General features: G+C 57.8%; 16 protein-coding genes. 11 read left to right on the top strand and 5 right to left on the bottom strand.

Features of this window, described 5'->3' with window-relative positions:
• The first annotated feature begins 77 nt into the window (after positions 1-77).
• The 4 genes from ppc (at position 78) to gldA (ending at position 5,495) form a co-directional block, all read left to right on the top strand.
• Positions 78-2,729 carry a phosphoenolpyruvate carboxylase gene (ppc, locus tag ACEPLT_RS21705; protein WP_008501791.1) on the top strand — a complete coding sequence of 884 codons (2,652 nt, stop codon included), beginning with the start codon at positions 78-80 and terminating at the stop codon, positions 2,727-2,729.
• A gap of 94 nt (positions 2,730-2,823) precedes the next feature.
• Positions 2,824-3,588 carry a helix-turn-helix transcriptional regulator gene (locus ACEPLT_RS21710; protein WP_167215591.1) on the top strand — a complete coding sequence of 255 codons (765 nt, stop codon included), beginning with the start codon at positions 2,824-2,826 and terminating at the stop codon, positions 3,586-3,588.
• Positions 3,589-3,716: 128 nt separating this feature from the next.
• Entirely contained in the window at positions 3,717-4,379 is a 663-nt protein-coding gene (fsa, locus tag ACEPLT_RS21715) for a fructose-6-phosphate aldolase (protein ID WP_021242818.1), read from the top strand.
• 12 nt (positions 4,380-4,391) lie between these two features.
• Complete coding sequence (gldA, locus tag ACEPLT_RS21720) at positions 4,392-5,495, top strand: bifunctional L-1,2-propanediol dehydrogenase/glycerol dehydrogenase (RefSeq protein ID WP_008501794.1); 1,104 nt, start codon at positions 4,392-4,394, stop codon at positions 5,493-5,495.
• A gap of 91 nt (positions 5,496-5,586) precedes the next feature.
• Here the strand turns inward: gldA and katG are convergent, their stop codons facing one another.
• The 4 genes from katG to metB form a co-directional block, all read right to left on the bottom strand.
• On the bottom strand, positions 5,587-7,767 hold the full coding sequence (gene katG / locus ACEPLT_RS21725) for a catalase/peroxidase HPI (RefSeq protein ID WP_232929198.1): 2,181 nt from the start codon (positions 7,765-7,767) through the stop codon (positions 5,587-5,589).
• A 147-nt stretch (positions 7,768-7,914) separates the two neighbouring features.
• The gene (gene metF / locus ACEPLT_RS21730) at positions 7,915-8,802 is read right to left on the bottom strand and encodes a methylenetetrahydrofolate reductase (protein ID WP_008501796.1); all 888 of its coding nucleotides are present in this window, start codon (positions 8,800-8,802) and stop codon (positions 7,915-7,917) included.
• A gap of 226 nt (positions 8,803-9,028) precedes the next feature.
• Positions 9,029-11,461, bottom strand: a complete 2,433-nt coding sequence (locus tag ACEPLT_RS21735; protein WP_008501797.1) for a bifunctional aspartate kinase/homoserine dehydrogenase II — start codon at positions 11,459-11,461, stop codon at positions 9,029-9,031.
• A 2-nt stretch (positions 11,462-11,463) separates the two neighbouring features.
• Positions 11,464-12,624 carry a cystathionine gamma-synthase gene (gene metB / locus ACEPLT_RS21740; protein ID WP_021242813.1) on the bottom strand — a complete coding sequence of 387 codons (1,161 nt, stop codon included), beginning with the start codon at positions 12,622-12,624 and terminating at the stop codon, positions 11,464-11,466.
• Positions 12,625-12,900: 276 nt separating this feature from the next.
• Here metB and metJ point away from each other — a divergent pair, with 276 nt between their 5' ends.
• Entirely contained in the window at positions 12,901-13,218 is a 318-nt protein-coding gene (metJ, locus tag ACEPLT_RS21745) for a met regulon transcriptional regulator MetJ (protein ID WP_003862042.1), read from the top strand.
• Between the two features lie 49 nt (positions 13,219-13,267).
• Here the strand turns inward: metJ and rpmE are convergent, their stop codons facing one another.
• On the bottom strand, positions 13,268-13,480 hold the full coding sequence (gene rpmE / locus ACEPLT_RS21750; RefSeq protein WP_003862040.1) for a 50S ribosomal protein L31: 213 nt from the start codon (positions 13,478-13,480) through the stop codon (positions 13,268-13,270).
• Between the two features lie 200 nt (positions 13,481-13,680).
• Between rpmE and priA the strand changes: the two genes are divergently transcribed.
• From priA to menA, 6 genes are all read left to right on the top strand, one after another.
• On the top strand, positions 13,681-15,876 hold the full coding sequence (gene priA, locus ACEPLT_RS21755; protein ID WP_023293596.1) for a primosomal protein N': 2,196 nt from the start codon (positions 13,681-13,683) through the stop codon (positions 15,874-15,876).
• 119 nt (positions 15,877-15,995) lie between these two features.
• Complete coding sequence (gene cytR / locus ACEPLT_RS21760) at positions 15,996-17,021, top strand: DNA-binding transcriptional regulator CytR (protein WP_023293597.1); 1,026 nt, start codon at positions 15,996-15,998, stop codon at positions 17,019-17,021.
• A 93-nt stretch (positions 17,022-17,114) separates the two neighbouring features.
• On the top strand, positions 17,115-18,104 hold the full coding sequence (gene ftsN, locus ACEPLT_RS21765; protein WP_232929200.1) for a cell division protein FtsN: 990 nt from the start codon (positions 17,115-17,117) through the stop codon (positions 18,102-18,104).
• A 94-nt stretch (positions 18,105-18,198) separates the two neighbouring features.
• On the top strand, positions 18,199-18,729 hold the full coding sequence (hslV, locus tag ACEPLT_RS21770; RefSeq protein WP_008501802.1) for an ATP-dependent protease subunit HslV: 531 nt from the start codon (positions 18,199-18,201) through the stop codon (positions 18,727-18,729).
• 9 nt (positions 18,730-18,738) lie between these two features.
• The gene (hslU, locus tag ACEPLT_RS21775; protein WP_008501803.1) at positions 18,739-20,073 is read left to right on the top strand and encodes an HslU--HslV peptidase ATPase subunit; all 1,335 of its coding nucleotides are present in this window, start codon (positions 18,739-18,741) and stop codon (positions 20,071-20,073) included.
• Between the two features lie 68 nt (positions 20,074-20,141).
• On the top strand, positions 20,142-21,062 hold the full coding sequence (menA, locus tag ACEPLT_RS21780) for a 1,4-dihydroxy-2-naphthoate polyprenyltransferase (RefSeq protein WP_008501804.1): 921 nt from the start codon (positions 20,142-20,144) through the stop codon (positions 21,060-21,062).
• Positions 21,063-21,065 lie beyond the last annotated feature (3 nt).

Below are 21,065 nucleotides of genomic sequence, written 5' to 3' on the forward strand. Positions count from 1 at the left end.
TAAAGGGAGATGACAAAATAATGTCCAGAAGATTTTCGCCTGGGCATAAACAAAAATGATGGGGTGACTGGGTTTTTATGAACGAACAATATTCCGCGTTGCGTAGTAATGTCAGTATGCTCGGCAAAGTGCTTGGAGATACCATCAAAGATGCGTTGGGGGAGAATATCCTTGACCGCGTTGAAACCATCCGCAAGCTGTCTAAATCTTCCCGTGCCGGTAACGAGGCCAGTCGTCAGGAGCTGCTCACCACCTTGCAGAACCTCTCTAACGATGAGCTGCTGCCCGTTGCGCGCGCCTTCAGCCAGTTCCTGAACCTGGCCAACACCGCTGAGCAATACCACAGCATTTCGCCAAACGGCGAAGCGGCCAGCAACCCGGAAGTCATTGCCCGCACCCTTCGTAAACTGAAAGACCAGCCCGACCTCAACGAAGCCACCATCAAAAAAGCGGTGGAGTCGCTTTCGCTGGAGCTGGTACTGACCGCTCACCCAACCGAGATCACCCGTCGCACCCTGATCCACAAAATGGTGGAAGTGAACAACTGCCTGAAGCAGCTGGATAACAAAGACATTGCCGACTATGAACGCAACCAGCTGATGCGCCGTCTGCGCCAGCTGATTGCCCAGTCCTGGCACACCGATGAAATTCGTAAGCATCGCCCAAGCCCGGTCGACGAAGCCAAATGGGGCTTTGCGGTGGTGGAAAACAGCCTGTGGGAAGGGGTACCAAACTACCTGCGCGAGCTGAACGAACAGCTGGAAGCGAACCTGGGCTACCGTCTGCCGGTCGATTTCGTGCCGGTTCGCTTCACCTCCTGGATGGGCGGCGACCGCGACGGCAACCCGAACGTTACCGCGGAAATCACCCGCCACGTCCTGCTGCTGAGCCGCTGGAAAGCGACCGACCTGTTCCTGAAAGACATTCAGGTGCTGATCTCCGAGCTGTCGATGGTTGAAGCGACGCCGGAACTGCGCGCGCTGGCCGGTGAAGAAGGCGCCAGCGAGCCGTACCGTTTCCTGATGAAAAAGCTGCGTGGTCAGCTGATGGCCACTCAGGCCTGGCTGGAAGCGCGCCTGAAAGGCCAGCGCCTGCCAAAACCAGAAGGCCTGCTCAGCCAGAACGAACAGCTCTGGGAGCCGCTTTACGCCTGTTATAAATCGCTGCAGGCCTGCGGGATGGGCATCATCGCCAACGGCGAACTGCTCGACACCCTGCGTCGCGTGAAGTGTTTTGGCGTGCCGCTGGTGCGTATCGACGTGCGTCAGGAAAGTACCCGTCATACCGAAGCGCTGGGCGAGCTGACCCGCTATCTCGGCATCGGTGACTATGAAAGCTGGTCCGAAGCCGACAAGCAGGCGTTCCTGATCCGCGAGCTGAACTCCAAGCGCCCTCTGCTGCCGCGCAACTGGGAGCCAAGCAACGATACCCGCGAAGTGCTCAACACCTGTAAAGCGATCGTGGACGCACCGAAAGGATCGGTCGCCGCCTATGTGATCTCCATGGCGAAAACCCCATCCGACGTGCTGGGCGTTCACCTCCTGCTGAAAGAAGCGGGAATCGACTACGCCCTGCCGGTCGCCCCGCTGTTTGAAACTCTCGACGACCTGAACAACGCCAACGATGTGATGAGCCAGCTGCTGAACATCGACTGGTATCGCGGCTTTATTCAGGGCAAACAGATGGTAATGATCGGCTATTCCGACTCCGCGAAAGATGCGGGCGTGATGGCGGCATCCTGGGCGCAGTATCAGGCGCAGGATGCACTGATCAAAACCTGCGAAAAAGCCGGTATCGAGCTGACCCTGTTCCACGGACGCGGTGGCTCAATTGGCCGTGGCGGCGCGCCAGCACACGCGGCACTGCTGTCACAGCCGCCGGGAAGCCTGAAAGGCGGCCTGCGCGTGACCGAGCAGGGTGAGATGATCCGCTTCAAGTACGGCCTGCCGGAAGTGACCATCAGCAGCCTGTCGCTTTATACCAGCGCGATCCTGGAAGCGAACCTGCTGCCACCGCCGGAGCCGAAAGCCTCCTGGTGCCACATCATGGACGAGCTGTCGGCTATCTCCTGCGATCTGTACCGCGGCTACGTGCGTGAAAACAAAGATTTCGTGCCTTACTTCCGTTCAGCCACGCCTGAACAGGAGCTGGGTAAACTGCCGCTGGGCTCACGTCCTGCAAAACGTCGCCCGACCGGCGGCGTAGAGTCTCTGCGTGCAATCCCGTGGATCTTTGCCTGGACGCAGAACCGTCTGATGCTGCCCGCCTGGCTGGGTGCCGGTGCCGCACTGCAAAAAGTGGTGGAAGACGGCAAACAGAGCGAGCTGGAGACCATGTGTCGCGACTGGCCGTTCTTCTCTACCCGTCTGGGGATGCTGGAGATGGTCTTCTCGAAAGCTGACCTCTGGCTGGCGGAATACTACGATCAGCGCCTGGTGAAGCCAGAGCTGTGGGCGCTGGGTAAAGAGCTGCGCGAACTGCTGGAAGGCGACATCAAAGTGGTGCTGGATATCGCCAACGACTCACACCTGATGGCGGACCTGCCGTGGATTGCCGAGTCTATCCAGCTGCGTAACATCTACACCGACCCGCTGAACGTCCTGCAGGCAGAATTGCTGCACCGTTCGCGTCTGGCGGAAGAAGAAGGAAAAGAGCCGGATCCACGCGTTGAACAGGCGCTGATGGTGACGATTGCGGGCGTTGCGGCAGGTATGCGTAACACCGGCTAAGGCTTTACGCCCGGCGGCGCTGCGCTTGCACGGGCCTACGATAAGTAGGCCGGGTAAGCGTTAGCGCCACCCGGCAAATTTCGGTAGTCTCCTTATGCATTCCGATATCACCCAGATTTTGACTGACCTGGTGAACCGCACGTTACCGCTGGGTCAGATTCGTTTCTCAGCGCTGGCTGAACAGCATCCCCGAACCTCTCCCTGCCTCGGCATTACCCTTGGCACTCCCTGCGAGGCGTTTTTTTCTTTTTTTGGACAAATCACGCATCCTGCGCCTCACGTCCTGAGCATACATTTCGGTAAGCAGCAGCTTACAATCGAGTTACAGCGTGACAATGTGCTCTTACAACAACTCCAGGTTGCCCGACGTGGCCCGCGAACGGGGGCTTTTCTTCTGCAAACGCTCACCGAATTACAGATGCAGCCTGAGGAACAAGACACAGCAAAGCTGGTAGTTTTAAGCCTGCTCAGCCACTGCCGGGATCTGCTTGGAAGCGAAATTCACACCGACAGCCGCAGCCGGGCGCTGTTCGAAGCCGTTCGGAGCTATATCGAAGAAAATTATGCCTCTTTGTTAACTCGCGAATCCGTGGCACAGGCGTTCTACATCTCACCAAACTACCTTTCCCATCTATTCCAGAAAGTCGGCAGCGTCGGATTCAATGAATATTTAACAAAAACGCGCCTGGAACATGCGCGTCAGTTGCTGAAAGGCTACGATCTCAAAATTAAAGATATCGCCACACGCTGTGGATTTACGGACAGCAACTACTTTTGCCGTCTCTTTCGCAAGCACACCGAACGTTCCCCTTCCGAATATCGACGCCAGTACCACAGCCAGCTGATCGCCAAAAAGTAGCATTGTGATCGCTCTCTCACTTCGCCAAGGACATTACATTTGTCCAGTATTTGGCAAAATTGACCTGTATTCGCCGCGCCTGGGTGCGCCGTATCCTTTATTCAACCTTTCTGACTTAAGGAAAAATAATGGAACTGTACCTGGATACCGCCAACGTGGCGGAAGTTGAACGCCTGGCGCGCATCTTTCCCATCGCGGGCGTCACCACCAACCCGAGCATCATTGCCGCCAGCCGTGAATCCATCTGGGACGTGCTGCCGCGCCTGCAACAAGCCATCGGGCCGGAAGGCACGCTGTTTGCTCAAACCATGAGCCGCGATGCCGAAGGCATGGTGGCAGAAGCCAAACGTCTGAGTAACGCCATTCCGGGCATTGTGGTGAAAATCCCGGTGACGGCTCAGGGACTTATCGCAATTAAAGCCTTGAAAAAAGAGGGGATAACCACGCTGGGCACCGCCGTTTACAGCGCGGCGCAGGGCCTGCTCGCCGCACTCGCAGGGGCGAAATATGTCGCGCCGTACGTCAACCGCGTCGACGCGCAGGGCGGTGACGGCATTCGCATGGTTCAGGAACTGCAGTCCCTGCTGGAGCTGCACGCGCCGGACAGTAAAGTGCTGGCCGCCAGCTTCAAAACGCCGCGTCAGGCGCTCGACTGCCTGTTGGCAGGATGTGAAGCAATCACGCTTCCCTTAGACGTAGCGCAACACATGCTCGGTACGCCGGCGGTAGAGTCAGCCATAGAGAAGTTCGAGCAGGACTGGAAAAACGCGTTTGGTAACCTCAACCTCTAAGGGAGAACAGTTATGGACCGTATCATTCAATCGCCGGGGAAATATATCCAGGGCGCGGATGTGCTGACCCGTCTCGGCGACTATCTGAAACCCCTGGCAAACCGCTGGCTGGTCGTCGGCGATAAGTTTGTGCTGGGTTTTGCCGAAGAGACCCTACGCCAGAGTTTTAAAAAAGCCGAACTGCATGCCGAAATTGCGCCGTTTGGCGGCGAATGTTCGCAAAATGAAATCGATCGTCTGAAAAAGCTGGCCGACAGCGCCGACTGCCTGGCAGTACTGGGTATTGGTGGCGGTAAAACGCTGGATACCGCGAAAGCCCTGGCTCACTTTATGGACGTGCCGGTCGCCATTGCGCCGACTATCGCGTCCACCGACGCGCCGTGCAGCGCCCTTTCCGTCATTTACACCGACAGCGGCGAGTTCGATCGCTACCTGATGCTACCGCACAACCCGAACATGGTCATTGTGGATACGAAAGTGGTTGCAGGTGCGCCTGCACGTCTGCTGGCCGCCGGGATTGGCGACGCGCTGGCGACCTGGTTTGAAGCACGCGCCTGCTCGCGCAGCGGCGCGACCACTATGGCCGGGGGTAAATGCACACAGGCGGCATTAGCGCTCGCCGAGCTGTGCTACAACACGCTGGTTGAAGAGGGTGAAAAAGCGATGCTGGCGGCGGAACAGCATGTGGTGACGCCTGCGCTGGAACGCATCATCGAAGCCAACACCTATCTCAGCGGCGTCGGCTTTGAAAGCGGCGGGCTGGCGGCTGCACACGCTATTCATAACGGCATGACGGCGGTGCCGGACGCGCATCACTTCTATCATGGGGAGAAAGTGGCGTTTGGTACGCTGACGCAGCTGGTGCTGGAAAACGCGCCGGTAGAAGAAATTGAGACCGTCGCGGCGCTTTGCCACAGCGTAGGGCTGCCGATCACCCTGGCACAGCTGAACATCAAAGAGGATATTCCGGCCAAAATGCGTCTGATTGCCGAAGCCTCATGTGCGGAAGGAGAAACGATCCACAACATGCCGGGGGGCGTCACGCCGGATCAGGTGTATGCGGCGCTGCTGGTGGCAGACCAGTATGGACAGCGATTCCTGCAGGAGTGGGAGTAATAAAAAAGCCGGGTGGCGCTGCGCTTACCCGGCCTACATGGCACTTTAATTTCCAGGCCGGGTAAGGCGTAGCCGCCACCCGGCACACTGGCTACTTCACGTCAAACCGATCCAGATCCATGACCTTCGCCCAGGCGGCAACGAAGTCGCGGACGAACTTCTCATGCGCATCATCGCTGGCGTAAACCTCTGCCAGCGCGCGCAGGACGGCGTTAGAACCGAAGACCAGGTCGGCGCGGGTAGCGGTATATTTCACTTCACCGCTGGTGCGATCGCTTCCGGCAAACAGCTCATTGGACTCATCGGTCGCCTTCCACTGCGTGTTCATATCCAGCAGGTTCACGAAGAAATCAGTGCTCAGCACGCCCTCACGGTTGGTGAACACGCCGTTCTTGCTGCCATCAAAGTTGGCACCCAGTACGCGCAGGCCGCCGATCAGCACCGTCAGTTCTGGCGCAGTCAGCGTCAGCTGTTGGGCTTTATCAATCAGCAGAGACTCCGTGGTGGACACATCCACCTGCGCACGGTAGTTGCGGAAGCCATCGGCAATCGGTTCGAGCAGGTTAAACATCTCAATATCCGTCTGATCCTGACGCGCATCTACGCGGCCCGGGGTGAACGGAACGGTGACATACACACCTGCCGCTTTTGCGGCCTGCTCAACGCCTACCACGCCCGCCAGCACGATGATATCGGCCAGGGAGGCTTTGTTGGTGGTGCGCTGGATAGCTTCCAGGGCTGGCAGCGCGCGAACCGCCGCAGCGTTCACGTCCCAGTCACGCTGAGGCGCCAGCGCCAGACGCGCGCCGTTGGCACCGCCACGCTTATCGCCAACGCGGAAGGTCGAGGCTGACGCCCAGGCAACGGAAACCAGTTCGCTCACGGAGAGACCAGAGGCAGCGATTTCCGCCTTCAGGCTTTCAATGTCTTCTTTCGTCGGATTGAACACCGCCTGCGGCAGCGGGTCCTGCCAAATCAGATCTTCTTTCGGCACTTCCGGGCCAAGGTAACGCGATTTTGGCCCCATATCGCGGTGGGTCAGCTTGAACCACGCGCGCGCGAAGGCTTCGTTGAAAGCCTGCGGATCGTTCAGGAAACGGCGGGAAATCTTCTCGAATTCCGGGTCGAAGCGCAGCGTCAGGTCGGTGACCAGCATGGTAGGCTTGCGTTTTTTCGACGGGTCGAACGGATCGGGCATGATTTCCGGCGCATCCACGGCTTCAAACTGAATCGCCCCTGCCGGGCTGCGGGTCTGTACCCATTCGTATTTGAACAGGTTCTCGAAGAAGTAGTTGCTCCACTGGGTCGGGGTTTGTGACCAGATAACTTCCAGCCCGGAGGTAATGGCATCAGCACCAACCCCCGTGCCGTGCGTGCTGGCCCAGCCCAGGCCCTGTGCTTCAATCGGTGAGGCTTCCGGGTCGGTACCCACGTGGGTGGCTTCACCCGCGCCGTGAGTCTTGCCGAGGGTGTGGCCGCCTGCAATCAGCGCGACGGTCTCTTCGTCGTTCATGCCCATGTTGCCGAAGGTCGCACGAATCGCTGCCGCCGCTGACAGCGGTTCACCGCTGGCGTTCGGCCCTTCCGGGTTCACGTAGATCAGGCCCATTTCGGTGGCTGCCAGAGGACGCTTAGCCAGCGCTTCCGGGTCACGGTGGGTCAGCCAGGCTTTTTCATCACCCCAGTTCACGTCCAGATCCGGTTCCCAGACGTCTTCACGCCCGGCACCAAAACCAAAGGTACGGAAGCCGGAGTTCTCCAGCGCCACGTTACCCGCGAGGATAAACAGGTCGGCCCAGGAGATTTTTTGTCCGTATTTTTTCTTGATAGGCCACAGCAGACGGCGCGCTTTATCCAGGCTTACGTTATCCGGCCAGGAGTTCAGTGGCGCAAAGCGCTGTTGACCGCGTCCTGCCCCACCGCGCCCGTCCACGGAGCGATAGGTACCCGCACCGTGCCACGCCATACGGATAAACAGGCCCGCATAGCTGCCCCAGTCGGCAGGCCACCACGGTTGAGAGTCGGTTAAAAGTGCTTTGAGGTCGCCTTTAAGGGCAGAGTAATCAAGCTTGCTGAATTCTTTGCGGTAGTCGAAGTCTTCACCCAGCGGGTTCGAACGATTGGAATGTTGGTTAAGAAGATCGATGCGGAGTTGTTTTGGCCACCAGTCGCGGCTGCCTGTACCTGCGCCCGCGCTGTGATCGACGCCGCCCTGATGGAACGGGCATTTGCCGACTGATGCCGCTTTATTGGTCTCGTCTGACGTGCTCATCGCTATGCTCCCTTTTACAGTGTTACCGTTACGATATACACCACTAGCAATAAGTTATAGTTGAATTAATCCACAGATTCGATAGCTGATACCTTTTAACTTTCTACCCTGTTAAAAAGCCCCCTATTTAAGAGGGCTTTTGGTGTTTTACGCGGGGCGAACGCCCAGAGTATGGCAGATGGCATAGCTCATCTCCGCGCGGTTTAGCGTGTAGAAGTGGAAGTCTTTCACCCCTTCACGGCTTAAGATTTTCACCATGTCCATGGCGATATTGGCCCCCACCAGCTTGCGGGTTTCCGGGTCATCATCCAGACCTTCGTACATTTTGGACATCCACAGCGGAATGCGCACGTTGGTCATATCGGCGAATTTCTTCGCCTGTTTGAAGTTAGAGACCGGCAGAATGCCCGGGATAATTTCAACGTCGATGCCCGCGGAGACGCAGCGGTCACGGAAGCGCAGGTAGCTTTCGACATCAAAGAAGAACTGGGTAATGGCGCGGTTGGCACCGGCCTCCACTTTACGCTTGAGGTTAAGCAGATCCGCCTGGGCGCTTTTCGCTTCCGGGTGAACCTCAGGGTAAGCAGCCACGGAGATATCGAAATCTGCCACCTCTTTCAGCAGCCCAACCAGGTCGGCCGCATACATCTCTGGCTTGCCGCTGCCGGGCGGGAGGTCGCCGCGCAGCGCGACAATATGACGGATGCCGTTATTCCAGTAGTCCTGGGCGATGGCACGCAGCTCGTCGCGGGTAGCGTCGATACAGGTGAGGTGCGGCGCCGCTTCCAGACCGGTACGATCTTTGATGCCTTTAATGATGCTGTGCGTACGGTCACGCTCGCCAGAGTTCGCACCGTAGGTCACGGAGACAAACTTTGGTTTCAGGCTGCTGAGACGATCGATAGAGCTCCAAAGGGTTTGCTCCATTTCACTGGTGCGCGGCGGGAAAAATTCAAAAGAGACGTTAATCTGGCCGTTTACTTCGGCCAGGCTCTGGTTCAGTGCTTCCCGCTGGTTGGCGTGAAAAAAGCTCATACCCTACCCCTATCAATCGCGTGTCATTGTCTGTTGTGTTGTGAACTTCTATACGTTTAGACGTCCAGATGTAAAAATGACGGAAAAGCGGAGGGACGTCAATAGAAATAATCAACAATAACGGTGAGGTTTGCTCAGGGAAGGTGAGTGAAATTCATGATGGGGGTGAGTGCATCAGACTGCACTCACCCTAACCCTCTCCCACAGGGAGAGGGAAATTGAGTTTTTACAGCAGCTTAGCCAGACGGTTGATGTCGGACTGGATCGCCCCTGCGGTGACGTCGCGTCCGGCGCCCGGGCCGCGGATCACCAGCGGGTTATCGCGGTACCAGCGGCTTTCGATGGCGAAGACGTTATCGCACGGCAACAGCGCCGCCAGCGGATGTTCAGGACGCACCGCCTCGACACCGACGCGCGCTTTTCCGTTGGCCTCAAAACGTGCCACGTAACGCAGCACCAGACCCATCTCGTTCGCCGCTTCCAGACGCTGCACCATCTGTTCGTTAAGCTCTTCACCATTCTCAAAGAAATGATCCACCGAGCCTTCCTCACAGCCGGCAGGCACCAGCGACTCGACGCGGACGGAATCCGGCTCGATGTCATAACCTGCTTCACGCGCCAGGATCACCAGCTTGCGCATCACGTCTTTACCGGAGAGGTCAACGCGCGGATCGGGTTCCGTTAAGCCCTGCTGCCACGCCTGATCCACCAGGTCGGTGAACGGTACGGTGCCGTCGAACTGCAGGAACAGCCAGGAGAGCGTACCGGAGAAGATACCGCTCAGCGCCAGAATGCTGTCGCCGCTTTCAATCAGGTCGCGCACGGTGTGGTTTACCGGCAGGCCCGCGCCCACGGTGGCGTTATACAGCCAGTGACGGCCGGTTTTTTCAAACGCGTCGTGGATCTGGCGGTATTTATCGGTGCTGCTTGCCCCCGCCAGTTTGTTCGCACTGATGACGTGGAAACCATGGCTGGCGAAATCAAGATACTGATCGGCAAGCTGTTCGCTGGCGGTCACGTCCAGCACCACCAGATCGTCATACGGGTGCGCACGCATCCACAGGAACAGCGACTCTTCATCCTGCTCGACGGCTTCATCATTAAAGAAGGCAAGCGCGCGGCTGGCATCCAGCCCTTCGTAGTTCAGCAGGCTGCGGCGACTGTCCACCACGCCTGCGAGAATAAATTCAAACCCGGTACGCGCCGAGAGCGTGACCTGTTCGCGGGCGAACAGCTCCAGCCAGCGGGAACCGATGTTGCCTTTACCAAACAGCACCAGGCCGATGCGTTTTTCCGCGCGAAACAGAGAGGTATGCAGACCCTGAATCAGGCTTTCGGTTGGCCCTTTGCGCAGAACGGCAACCAGGCTGATGCCCTCTTCCGACTGCCAGGTGAACTCCACCGGCTGGCCTTTCAGCTGCTGCCAGAAGCGGTGGCAGTGCAGCGGGTTACGGGTGACGCCCGCGCCCACCATCGCCACCAGCGCCAGCCCCTGACGCAGGCGAAGCTCGCCCGGCAGGCCCGCTTCATCCAGAATTTTCAGCGCGCTGTCCGCCACTTCTGCGGTATAGCAGAACTGCAGCAGCTGGCGGTCATTATGCACACCCACGGCCAGCGGACGCACCTGGGCGCGTTTCAGAATCGTGTCGATCTCTTTATGTGCCAGCCTGAAGTCCTGGCCCGCAGGAACCTGGAACTCAATCAGGCAGATGTCGTCGTGGCTCGTAACAATACGCGCCCCGGTACCAGAGGCCAGCACGCGCTCAATGCGCGTGGAGCCTTGATCCGGGGTGTAACTGCAGCGCAGCTGCAGGTCAATATCGCTACCGGAAACCGGCTGCAGCGTACGGGCGTGCAGCACCGGTGCCGCCAGACGCGCCAGCTCGCTGGCTTCATCCAGGCGCAGCAGCGGCAGCAGGCAGGCATCTTTTACTTTGCGCGGGTCCGCGCTATAAACACCGGCCACGTCGCTCCAGATGGTGACGCGGGACACGCCCGCCAAAGCACCGATTTGCGTCGCCGAGTAGTCGGAGCCGTTACGGCCCAGCAGCACGGTTTCACCCGCGTTGCTGCGGCTGATAAAGCCGGTAACCACAATGCGTTTGCCCGGGTGCTGCACCAGCAGCTGTTGCAGCAGCGGGTAGGATAACCCTTCATCCACCTGCGGCTGCGCGGCGCGTTCGGCACGCAGGAAATCACGCGCGTCGAGCCAGGCGGCGTCCACACCCAGGTGTTGCAGAACCGCAGCCATCAGGCGCGCGGACCATACTTCACCGTGGCCCACCACTTCGGCATACACCGCATCGGTAATGCCGCTGTCCAGCAGGGCAGCCAGACGCTCAAGATCGTGCGTGAAGGCGCTGATCAGCCCGTCCGCCACGTCCGCAGGCAGCAGGCCGGCAATCAATTCGCTCTGATAGCGACGTAATGACTGTTGCACCTGATGCGCAGAAAGGCGATCGGTCTGGCTCAGTTTCAGCCAGCTAATCAACTGGTTGGTGGTGCTGCCCGCCGCCGAGACAACCATCATGTCACCCGGCTGTGAATATTCCGTCATGATCCCTGCGACGCGCAGGTAACATTTCACATCAGCAAGACTACTACCACCAAACTTGTGCAGCTGACGACCCTTCGCCCCTGCCTGCGCTATCACACTCATGATTACCCCTTGGCTGCGACCCGGAAGCCATTTTCCAGATCGGCAATTAAATCTTCAGAATCTTCGATACCGGTTGAGATCCGCAGCAGCGTCTCAGAAATCCCGGCGGCGGCACGTGCTTCGGGTGCCATACCTGCGTGCGTCATGGTCGCGGCGTGGGAGATCAAGCTTTCAACCCCACCTAAGGATTCCGCCAGCGTAAACAATGACAGCCCGCTCAGGAAGCGACGCAGCGTTTGCTCGTCACCGTCCAGTTCAAAACTTAACATCGCGCCAAACCCTTTCTGCTGGCGCGCGGCAATCTCGTGCCCCTGGTTTTCCGGCAGCGACGGGTGGTACAGCTTCTTCACCAGCGGCTGGGTTTTCAGGAAGTCGACAATCGCCTGAGCATTACGCTGCGCCACGTCCATGCGCGGCGACAACGTACGGATGCCGCGCAACAGCAGGTAGCTGTCGAAGGCGCCTGCGGTGACGCCAATATTATTGGCCCACCATGCCAGTTCGGTGACAACGTCAGGATCTTTGGCAATCACCACGCCTGCCACCACGTCAGAATGGCCGTTCAGATATTTAGTGCATGAATGCAACACCAGATCGGCACCCAGTGCGAGTGGGTTCTGAAGGGCCGGACTGAGGAACGTATTATCCACTACACTTATCGCTCCCGCATCCCTTGCGAGCTGACAAATTTTCGCAATATCGACAACGCGCAACAATGGATTGCTTGGACTTTCCACCAGAACCAGCTTCGGTTTCTCTGCCAGCGCCTGTTTCAGCGCCTGTTCGTCGTTTTGATCGACAAACAGCACGCGATAGCAGCCGCGTTTTGCCAGGCTATCAAACAGGCGATAGCTGCCGCCGTAGCAATCGTGCGGCGCAACCAGCAGGTCGCCGGGTTTAAGGAACACCGTGGTCACCAGGTGAATGGCGGACATCCCCGTGTTGGTTAATACGGCGCCTGCGCCCCCTTCCAGCTCGGCCAGCGCGCGCTGGGTTACATCACGCGTAGGGTTGCCACGACGCGAGTAGTCATGCGCACGGGGTTCATTAAATCCGGTGAAATTGTAGGTACTGGAAAGATGAATGGGCGGGACAACGCAGCCGTACTGCTCGTCATCATTTAATCCGCTACGCACTGCGATAGTGGCCTGTTTACGCGTCATGGTGAGGGCTTCCTGGCGAATGAGGTGAAAAGTCAGGCACCAGAGTAAACATTGAAAGTATGGACGTCAATACATCTGGACATCTAAACTTCTTTGCGTATAGATTGAGCAATGCGCAAATAGCCGTTAAAATTATATGCTTTAGTGCACGCTGCAGCGGCAATATCCGTGCCACGGTATCGTCTCTACGGTAAACTAGGCAAGATTGCGGTTCAGAACGGGTGGTTACCGGTTTTGCACCTTTAGATAAATGACTGAGAGGATTAAAGGTATCTCATGGCTGAATGGAGCGGCGAATATATCAGCCCATACGCTGAGCACGGTAAGAAGAGTGAGCAAGTAAAGAAAATTACGGTTTCCATTCCTCTGAAGGTGTTGAAGATCCTCACCGATGAACGTACGCGTCGTCAGGTGAACAACCTGCGCCACGCAACCAACAGCGAACTGCTGTGCGAAGCGTTTCTGCATGCGTTTACCGGTCAACCGTTGCCGAACGATGACGATCTGCGCAAAGAGCGTAGTGATGAAATCCCGGAAGAGGCGAAGGTGATCATGCGTGAACTGGGTATTGACCCGGAGACGTGGGAATACTGAGAAGCGGATACAAAAAAGGCACCTTGCGGTGCCTTTTTTTTCGGGAAACTTATTTAGCGCCCGGGATGCTGAAACGCTTGTTGAAGCGGTCAACACGGCCACCGGTTGCAACATCACGCTGCTTACCAGTGTAGAACGGGTGGCATTTGCCGCACACGTCCAGGTTCAGATCGTGACCCACGGTAGAGCGGATCTGGATAGAGTTACCGCAAGAACAGTTTGCAGTAATCATTTCGTATTTCGGGTGAATATCTTTTTTCATGGGAGAACCTCAGTTAAGGCCGCGTCGCTCTTCCAGCCCTAACGCCAGACACCACGCGATGTTGATTGTAAGTTCTTTGGCGTAAAGTACACCAAAGGCGGCGAATCATACAGAATTTGACCAACGTATGCAAACTGATCCGCACGCCGCTTTTACTAATGTGTATACTAACGCGCCACTTTTCAAGTCAGGAAGATTCGATGCCCGTCGCTCACGTTGCCCTGCCCGTTCCGCTTCCCCGCACCTTTGACTATCTGCTGCCCGACAGCATGAGCGCCAAAGCGGGCTGTCGCGTGACCGTGCCGTTTGGCAAACAGCAGCGCGTGGGGATCGTCGTCTCCGTCAGCGATAAGAGCGAACTGCCGCTTAACGAACTGAAATCGGTCGTTGAGGTGCTGGACAGCGAGCCCGTCTACTCCACCAGCACCTGGCGACTGCTGCTGTGGGCGGCGGATTATTATCATCACCCCATCGGCGACGTCCTGTTCCACGCCCTGCCAATTATGCTGCGTCAAGGCAAGAGCGCCAGCCATGCGCCGATGTGGTACTGGTTTGCCACAGAGGAAGGCCAGGCCGTCGACATCAACAGCCTGAAGCGCTCGCAGAAACAGCAGCAGGCGCTGGCGGCGCTGCGTCAGGGGAAAATCTGGCGGCATCAGGTCGACGAGCTTGAGGTCAGCGAAACGGCGCTACAGGCATTAAGAAAGAAAGGGCTGAGCGACCTGGCAAGCGAGGCGCCTGCCCTTAACGACTGGCGGGAGAGTTTCTCCGTTTCAGGGGATCGCCTGCGTCTGAATACCGAGCAGGCCACCGCGGTAGGCGCAATTCATAGCGCCTCCGATCGTTTCTCTGCCTGGCTGCTGGCGGGGGTCACCGGTTCCGGCAAGACCGAAGTTTACCTGAGCGTGCTGGAAAACGTGCTCGCGCAGGGCAAACAGGCGCTGGTGATGGTGCCGGAAATTGGCCTGACGCCGCAAACCATCGCCCGATTCCGCGAACGCTTTAACGCGCCGGTTGAGGTGCTGCACTCAGGCCTGAACGACAGCGAGCGACTCAGCGCCTGGCTGAAAGCGAAAAACGGCGAAGCGGCGATTGTGATCGGCACCCGCTCGTCGCTGTTCACGCCGTTTAAAAATCTTGGCGTTATCGTGATCGACGAAGAGCACGACAGCTCCTATAAACAGCAGGAAGGCTGGCGCTATCACGCCCGCGATCTGGCCGTCTACCGCGCGCACAGCGAGCAAATTCCTATTGTTCTGGGATCAGCCACGCCTGCGCTCGAAACGCTGCACAACGTGCGCCAGCGTAAATACCACATGCTGCGCCTGACGCGTCGCGCGGGGAATGCCCGTCCGGCCATTCAGCACGTGCTGGATTTGAAAGGCCAGCAGGTCCAGGCGGGGCTAGCGCCCGCGCTTATTACCCGCATGCGCCAGCATTTGCAGGCGGGGAATCAGGTCATTCTGTTCCTCAACCGTCGCGGATTTGCACCTGCCCTGCTGTGCCACGACTGCGGCTGGATTGCCGAATGCCCGCGCTGCGATCACTACTACACCTTCCATCAGGCCCAGCGTCATCTGCGCTGCCACCACTGCGACAGCCAGCGTCCGGTGCCGCGCCAGTGCCCGTCGTGTGGCTCAACGCATATTGTGCCGGTCGGTCTGGGGACGGAACAGCTGGAGCAGGCGCTTGGGCCCTTTTTCCCGGACGTGCCGATTTCGCGTATCGACCGGGACACCACCAGCCGCAAAGGCGCACTCGAACAGCAGCTGGCGGAAGTGCATCGCGGTGGCGCGCGCATCCTGATTGGCACCCAGATGCTGGCCAAAGGCCACCACTTCCCGGACGTGACGCTGGTCGCCCTGCTGGACGTGGACGGCGCGCTGTTCTCGGCAGATTTCCGCTCCGCCGAGCGCTTCGCCCAGCTTTACACCCAGGTTGCCGGACGTGCAGGACGCGCCGGTAAACAGGGCGAAGTGGTGCTGCAAACGCACCACCCGGAGCACCCGCTGCTGCAAACCCTGCTGCACAAAGGCTATGACGCCTTTGCCGAGCAGGCGCTGGCCGAACGCCAGACCATGCAGCTACCGCCGTGGACCAGCCACGTCATCATCCGCGCGGAAGATCATAACAATCAGCAGGCGCCACTTTTCCTGCAGCAGCTGAGAAACCTCCTGCAGGCCAGCCCGCTGGTGGATAGTCAGCTGTGGATTTTGGGCCCGGTGCCTGCCCTCGCGCCAAAACGCGGCGGCCGTTTCCGCTGGCAGATCTTGCTCCAGCACCCCTCGCGCATTCGTCTTCAGCAGATTGTTAGCGGCGCGCTGGTGCTGATTAACACCCTGCCCGAAGCGCGAAAAGTGAAGTGGGTGCTGGACGTCGACCCTATCGAAGGCTGAAGCTGGATCGAAAAATTTAACGCTCCTCACACTTTTTATGAAAATTCTGTAACCGATTCCATTAACTATCTGTAAAAATGGTGATGTCAGAAGTTCGGTGTTCAGGCGAGGAGAAGACGTTGAAGTCCAGGAAAGAGGTTGCGGCTGCGACCATGAAAGACGTTGCCCAGAAAGCACAGGTCTCTACGGCAACAGTATCCCGCGCATTAATGAACCCGGATAAAGTCTCCCAGGCGACCCGTAACCGGGTGGAGCAGGCTGCGCTTGAAGTGGGCTATTTTCCGCAGGCAATGGGACGTAACGTCAAACGCAACGAGTCGCGCACCATCCTGGTGATTGTGCCGGACATCTGTGACCCTTTCTTTAGCGAGATTATCCGCGGTATTGAAGTCACCGCGGCGGAACAGGGGTACCTGGTGCTGATTGGCGACTGCGCCCATCAGAACCAGCAGGAAAAAACCTTCATCGACCTCATTATCACCAAGCAGATCGACGGCATGCTGCTGCTTGGCTCTCGCCTGCCGTTTGATGCCAGCATCGAAGAGCAGCGTAATTTACCGCCGATGGTGATGGCCAACGAGTTTGCGCCGGAGCTGGAGCTGCCGACGGTCCATATCGATAACCTTACCGCCGCGTTCAACGCCGTAAACTATCTCCAGGAGCTGGGGCATAAGCGTATTGGTTGCATCGCCGGACCGGAAGAGATGCCGCTGTGTCACTACCGTTTGCAGGGTTACGTTCAGGCGCTGCGCCGTACCGGCGTGACCGTCGATCCGCACTACATTGCGCGCGGTGATTTTACCTTCGCAGCCGGTGGACAGGCGCTGGAGAAACTTCTGGACCTGCCTGAGCCGCCAACCGCCGTATTTTGCCACAGCGACGTGATGGCGCTGGGCGCATTATCGTATGCCAAACGCCGCGGCCTTCGCATACCGAAAGATTTATCCATCATCGGTTTCGATAATATTTCGCTTTCGGAATTTTGCGATCCGCCGCTCTCAACGGTCGCTCAGCCGCGCTATCAAATCGGTCGCGAAGCGATGCTGCTTCTGCTGGATCAGCTTCACGGTCAAACAGTTAGCAGCGGCTCACGGTTGCTGGACTGCGAACTGATCGTCCGCGGCACGACCCAGGCATTGACTTAAAGTAAACGTCTTTCGGATACCCTTATCTGGTCAAAGCCCCGCCGCTTAAGTAACATGGCGGACTGACGAACGAATAAATACAGCGAAACGATAGTGGCACAACGAGATTATGTACGTCGCGGCCAGCCGGCACCTTCGCGACGCAAAAAGAGTAGCTCAAGAAAAAAGCAACGTAACCTGCCTGCTGTCTCGCCAGCAATGGTCGCTATTGCTGCGGCTGTAGTCGTCGCCTTTATTGGTGGCCTGTACTTTATCACGCACCATAAAAAAGAAGAGTCTGAGGCACTTCAGGCCAGTAAAGTCGCCGGAAATGGCCTCCCTCCGAAGCCTGAAGAGCGCTGGCGCTATATCAAAGAGCTGGAAAGCCGTCAGCCTGGGGTACGTGCGCCAACGGAACCTTCTGCGGGTGGTGAAGTGCAGAATGCGAATCAGCTGACGGATGAACAGCGTCAGCTGCTGGCACAAATGCAGGCCGACATGCGCCAGCAGCCTACGCAGCTGAACGAAGTGCCGTGGAATGAGCAGACGCCGGAACAGCGTCAGCAAACGCTGCAGCGTCGCCAGGCACAACAGCAGATTCAGCAGCAACAGCAGTGGGCGCAAACCCAGCCGGTACAGCAGCCTAAGGCACAGCCGCGGGTAACGGAACAGCCGTATCAGCAGCCGACGCGTACGGTGCAGTCTCAGCCTGTCCAGCAGCAGCCTAAAACACAGCCGCAGAAGCAGGCGGCTCAGCCGTATCAGGATCTGCTCCAGACGCCAGCGCACACCACCGCCCAGCAGCCGAAAACGCAGCAGGCCGCGCCGGTCACGAAAGAGACCGAAGCGCCGAAGCAGACGGCGGAGAAAAAAGACGAACGTCGCTGGATGGTACAGTGCGGTTCGTTCAAAGGTGCGGAGCAGGCGGAAACGGTGCGCGCGCAGCTGGCCTTTGAAGGGTTTGATTCGCGTATTACCATCAATAACGGCTGGAATCGCGTGGTGATTGGTCCGGTCAAAGGCAAAGAAAATGCCGATGGCACCCTTTCTCGTTTGAAAATCGCCGGTCACACAAACTGCATTCGACTCGCCTCCGGGGGTTGAAACCCCCAAAATCCCCCCCATCTATCATTTAATTCAGCCCTGGGCACAGGCTCAGGGCTTCTGTTTCCCGATTCTGTAACCAGGGGGTCTGCTCGTGACAACAATAGTAAGTGTACGCCGTAACGGCCATGTGGTAATCGCCGGTGATGGCCAGGCCACGCTGGGTAATACCGTCATGAAAGGCAACGTGAAGAAAGTGCGTCGTCTCTACAACGACAAAGTGATCGCCGGCTTTGCAGGCGGCACGGCGGATGCCTTCACGCTGTTTGAACTGTTTGAACGCAAACTGGAAATGCATCAGGGTCATCTGGTGAAAGCCGCCGTTGAGCTGGCGAAAGACTGGCGTACCGACCGCATGCTGCGCAAGCTCGAAGCGCTGCTGGCGGTCGCCGATGAAACCGCTTCGCTGATCATCACCGGTAACGGTGACGTAATTCAGCCGGAAAATGACCTGATTGCCATCGGCTCTGGCGGCCCTTATGCCCAGGCTGCTGCCCGCGCACTGTTGGAAAATACCGACATGAACGCGCGTGATATCGCGGTGAAGGCGTTGGATATTGCAGGTGATATCTGCATCTATACCAACCACAACCACACCATCGAAGAATTGACCTCCAAAGCGTAAGGATCTCCCATGTCTGAAATGACCCCACGCGAAATTGTCAGCGAACTGAACAAACACATTATCGGCCAGGATAACGCCAAGCGTTCCGTGGCTATCGCCCTGCGTAACCGCTGGCGTCGTATGCAGCTTGACGAAGAGCTGCGCCACGAAGTGACGCCGAAAAACATTCTGATGATCGGCCCGACCGGCGTCGGTAAAACCGAAATCGCCCGTCGTCTGGCGAAGCTGGCCAACGCACCGTTCATCAAAGTTGAAGCCACCAAGTTCACCGAAGTGGGCTATGTGGGTAAAGAAGTGGACTCCATCATCCGCGATCTGACCGACTCGGCGATCAAAATGGTGCGTGTCCAGGCGATTGAGAAAAACCGCTACCGTGCGGAAGAGATGGCCGAAGAGCGCATTCTCGACGTGCTGATCCCTCCGGCAAAAAACAACTGGGGCCAGGCAGAACAGCAGGCGGAACCGTCCGCTGCGCGTCAGGCGTTCCGCAAAAAGCTGCGTGAAGGCCAGTTGGATGATAAAGAGATTGAGATCGATCTCGCTGCCGCGCCAATGGGTGTGGAAATCATGGCACCTCCGGGCATGGAAGAGATGACCAGCCAGCTGCAGTCCATGTTCCAGAACCTGGGCGGTCAGAAGCAAAAAACACGTAAGCTGAAAATCAAAGACGCGATGAAGCTGCTGATTGAAGAAGAAGCGGCGAAGCTGGTGAATCCGGAAGAGCTGAAGCAGGACGCTATCGACGCGGTTGAGCAGCACGGTATCGTGTTTATCGACGAAATCGACAAAATTTGTAAGCGCGGCGGCAACAGCTCCGGCCCGGATGTATCCCGCGAAGGCGTTCAGCGCGACCTGCTGCCGCTGGTTGAAGGCTGCACCGTCTCCACCAAGCACGGCATGGTGAAAACGGACCACATCCTGTTTATCGCATCAGGTGCCTTCCAGGTTGCCAGCCCGTCGGATCTGATCCCGGAACTGCAGGGCCGTCTGCCTATCCGCGTTGAGCTGCAGGCGCTGACGACCGAAGACTTCGAACGTATCCTGACCGAGCCAAACGCCTCTGCAACCGTTCAGTACAAAGCGCTGATGGCAACCGAAGGCGTGAACCTCGAGTTCACCGAAGACGGTATCAAACGTATTGCCCAGGCTGCATGGCAGGTGAACGAAACCACCGAAAACATCGGTGCGCGTCGTCTGCATACCGTGCTGGAACGCCTGGTGGAAGATATCTCTTACGACGCGAGCGATCTGAACGGTCAAACCGTTACCATTGACGCAGAATATGTGAGTAAACATCTGGATGCGTTAGTGGCAGATGAAGATCTGAGCCGTTTTATCCTATAATCGCGGTTACTGGATTCTCATCACGTTTAATGGGGGCTAATGCCCCCATTTTTATTGGCTAAATACTTATGACTGACATCAGCCGTACTCAGGCGTGGCTCGAAAGTCTGCGCCCTAAAACACTCCCTCTGGCCTTTGCCGCGATTATCGTCGGTACGGCGCTTGCCTGGTGGCAGGGTTATTTCGATCCGCTGGTTGCCGCGCTGGCATTGATTACCGCCGGCCTGCTGCAAATTCTCTCCAACCTCGCCAACGACTATGGCGACGCGGTGAAAGGCAGCGACAAACCTGACCGTATCGGGCCGCTGCGTGGGATGCAAAAAGGGGTGATTACTCAGGCGCAGATGAAGCGCGCGCTGATTATCACCGTGGTGCTGATCTGTTTATCGGGTCTGGCGCTGGTGACGGTGGCGTCTAAGACCCCCAGCGATTTTATTGGCTTCCTGGTGCTGGGTTTATTGGCCATTATCGCAGCCATCACCTACACCGTCGGCACGCGTCCTTACGGCTACATTGGGCTCGGGGATATCTCCGTACTGGTGTTCTTCGGCTGGCTGAGCGTGATGGGAAGCTGGTACTTACAGGCGCATACGGTGATCCCTGCCCTGTTCCTGCCTGCGACCGCCTGCGGTCTGCTGGCGACCGCGGTGCTCAACATCAACAACCTGCGCGACATCGACAGCGACCGGGAGAACGGCAAAAACACCCTGGCGGTCCGTCTGGGGCCGGTGAATGCGCGTCGCTACCATGCCTGCCTGCTGATGGGTGCTCTGGTCTGCCTAGCGCTGTTCAACCTGATTTCCCTGCACAGTCTGTGGGGCTGGCTGTTTGTGCTTGCCGCGCCGCTGCTGATTAAGCAGGCCCGTTTTGTAATGCGCGAACGCAGCCCGGCCGCCATGCCGCCAATGCTGGAACGCACGGTAAAAGGCGCGCTGCTGACTAACCTGTTGTTCGTCATCGGGATTGTCTTAAGCCAGACGCTCAGTTAGCTG

The sequence above is a fragment of the Enterobacter sp. fkY84-1 genome (genome assembly GCF_052974705.1).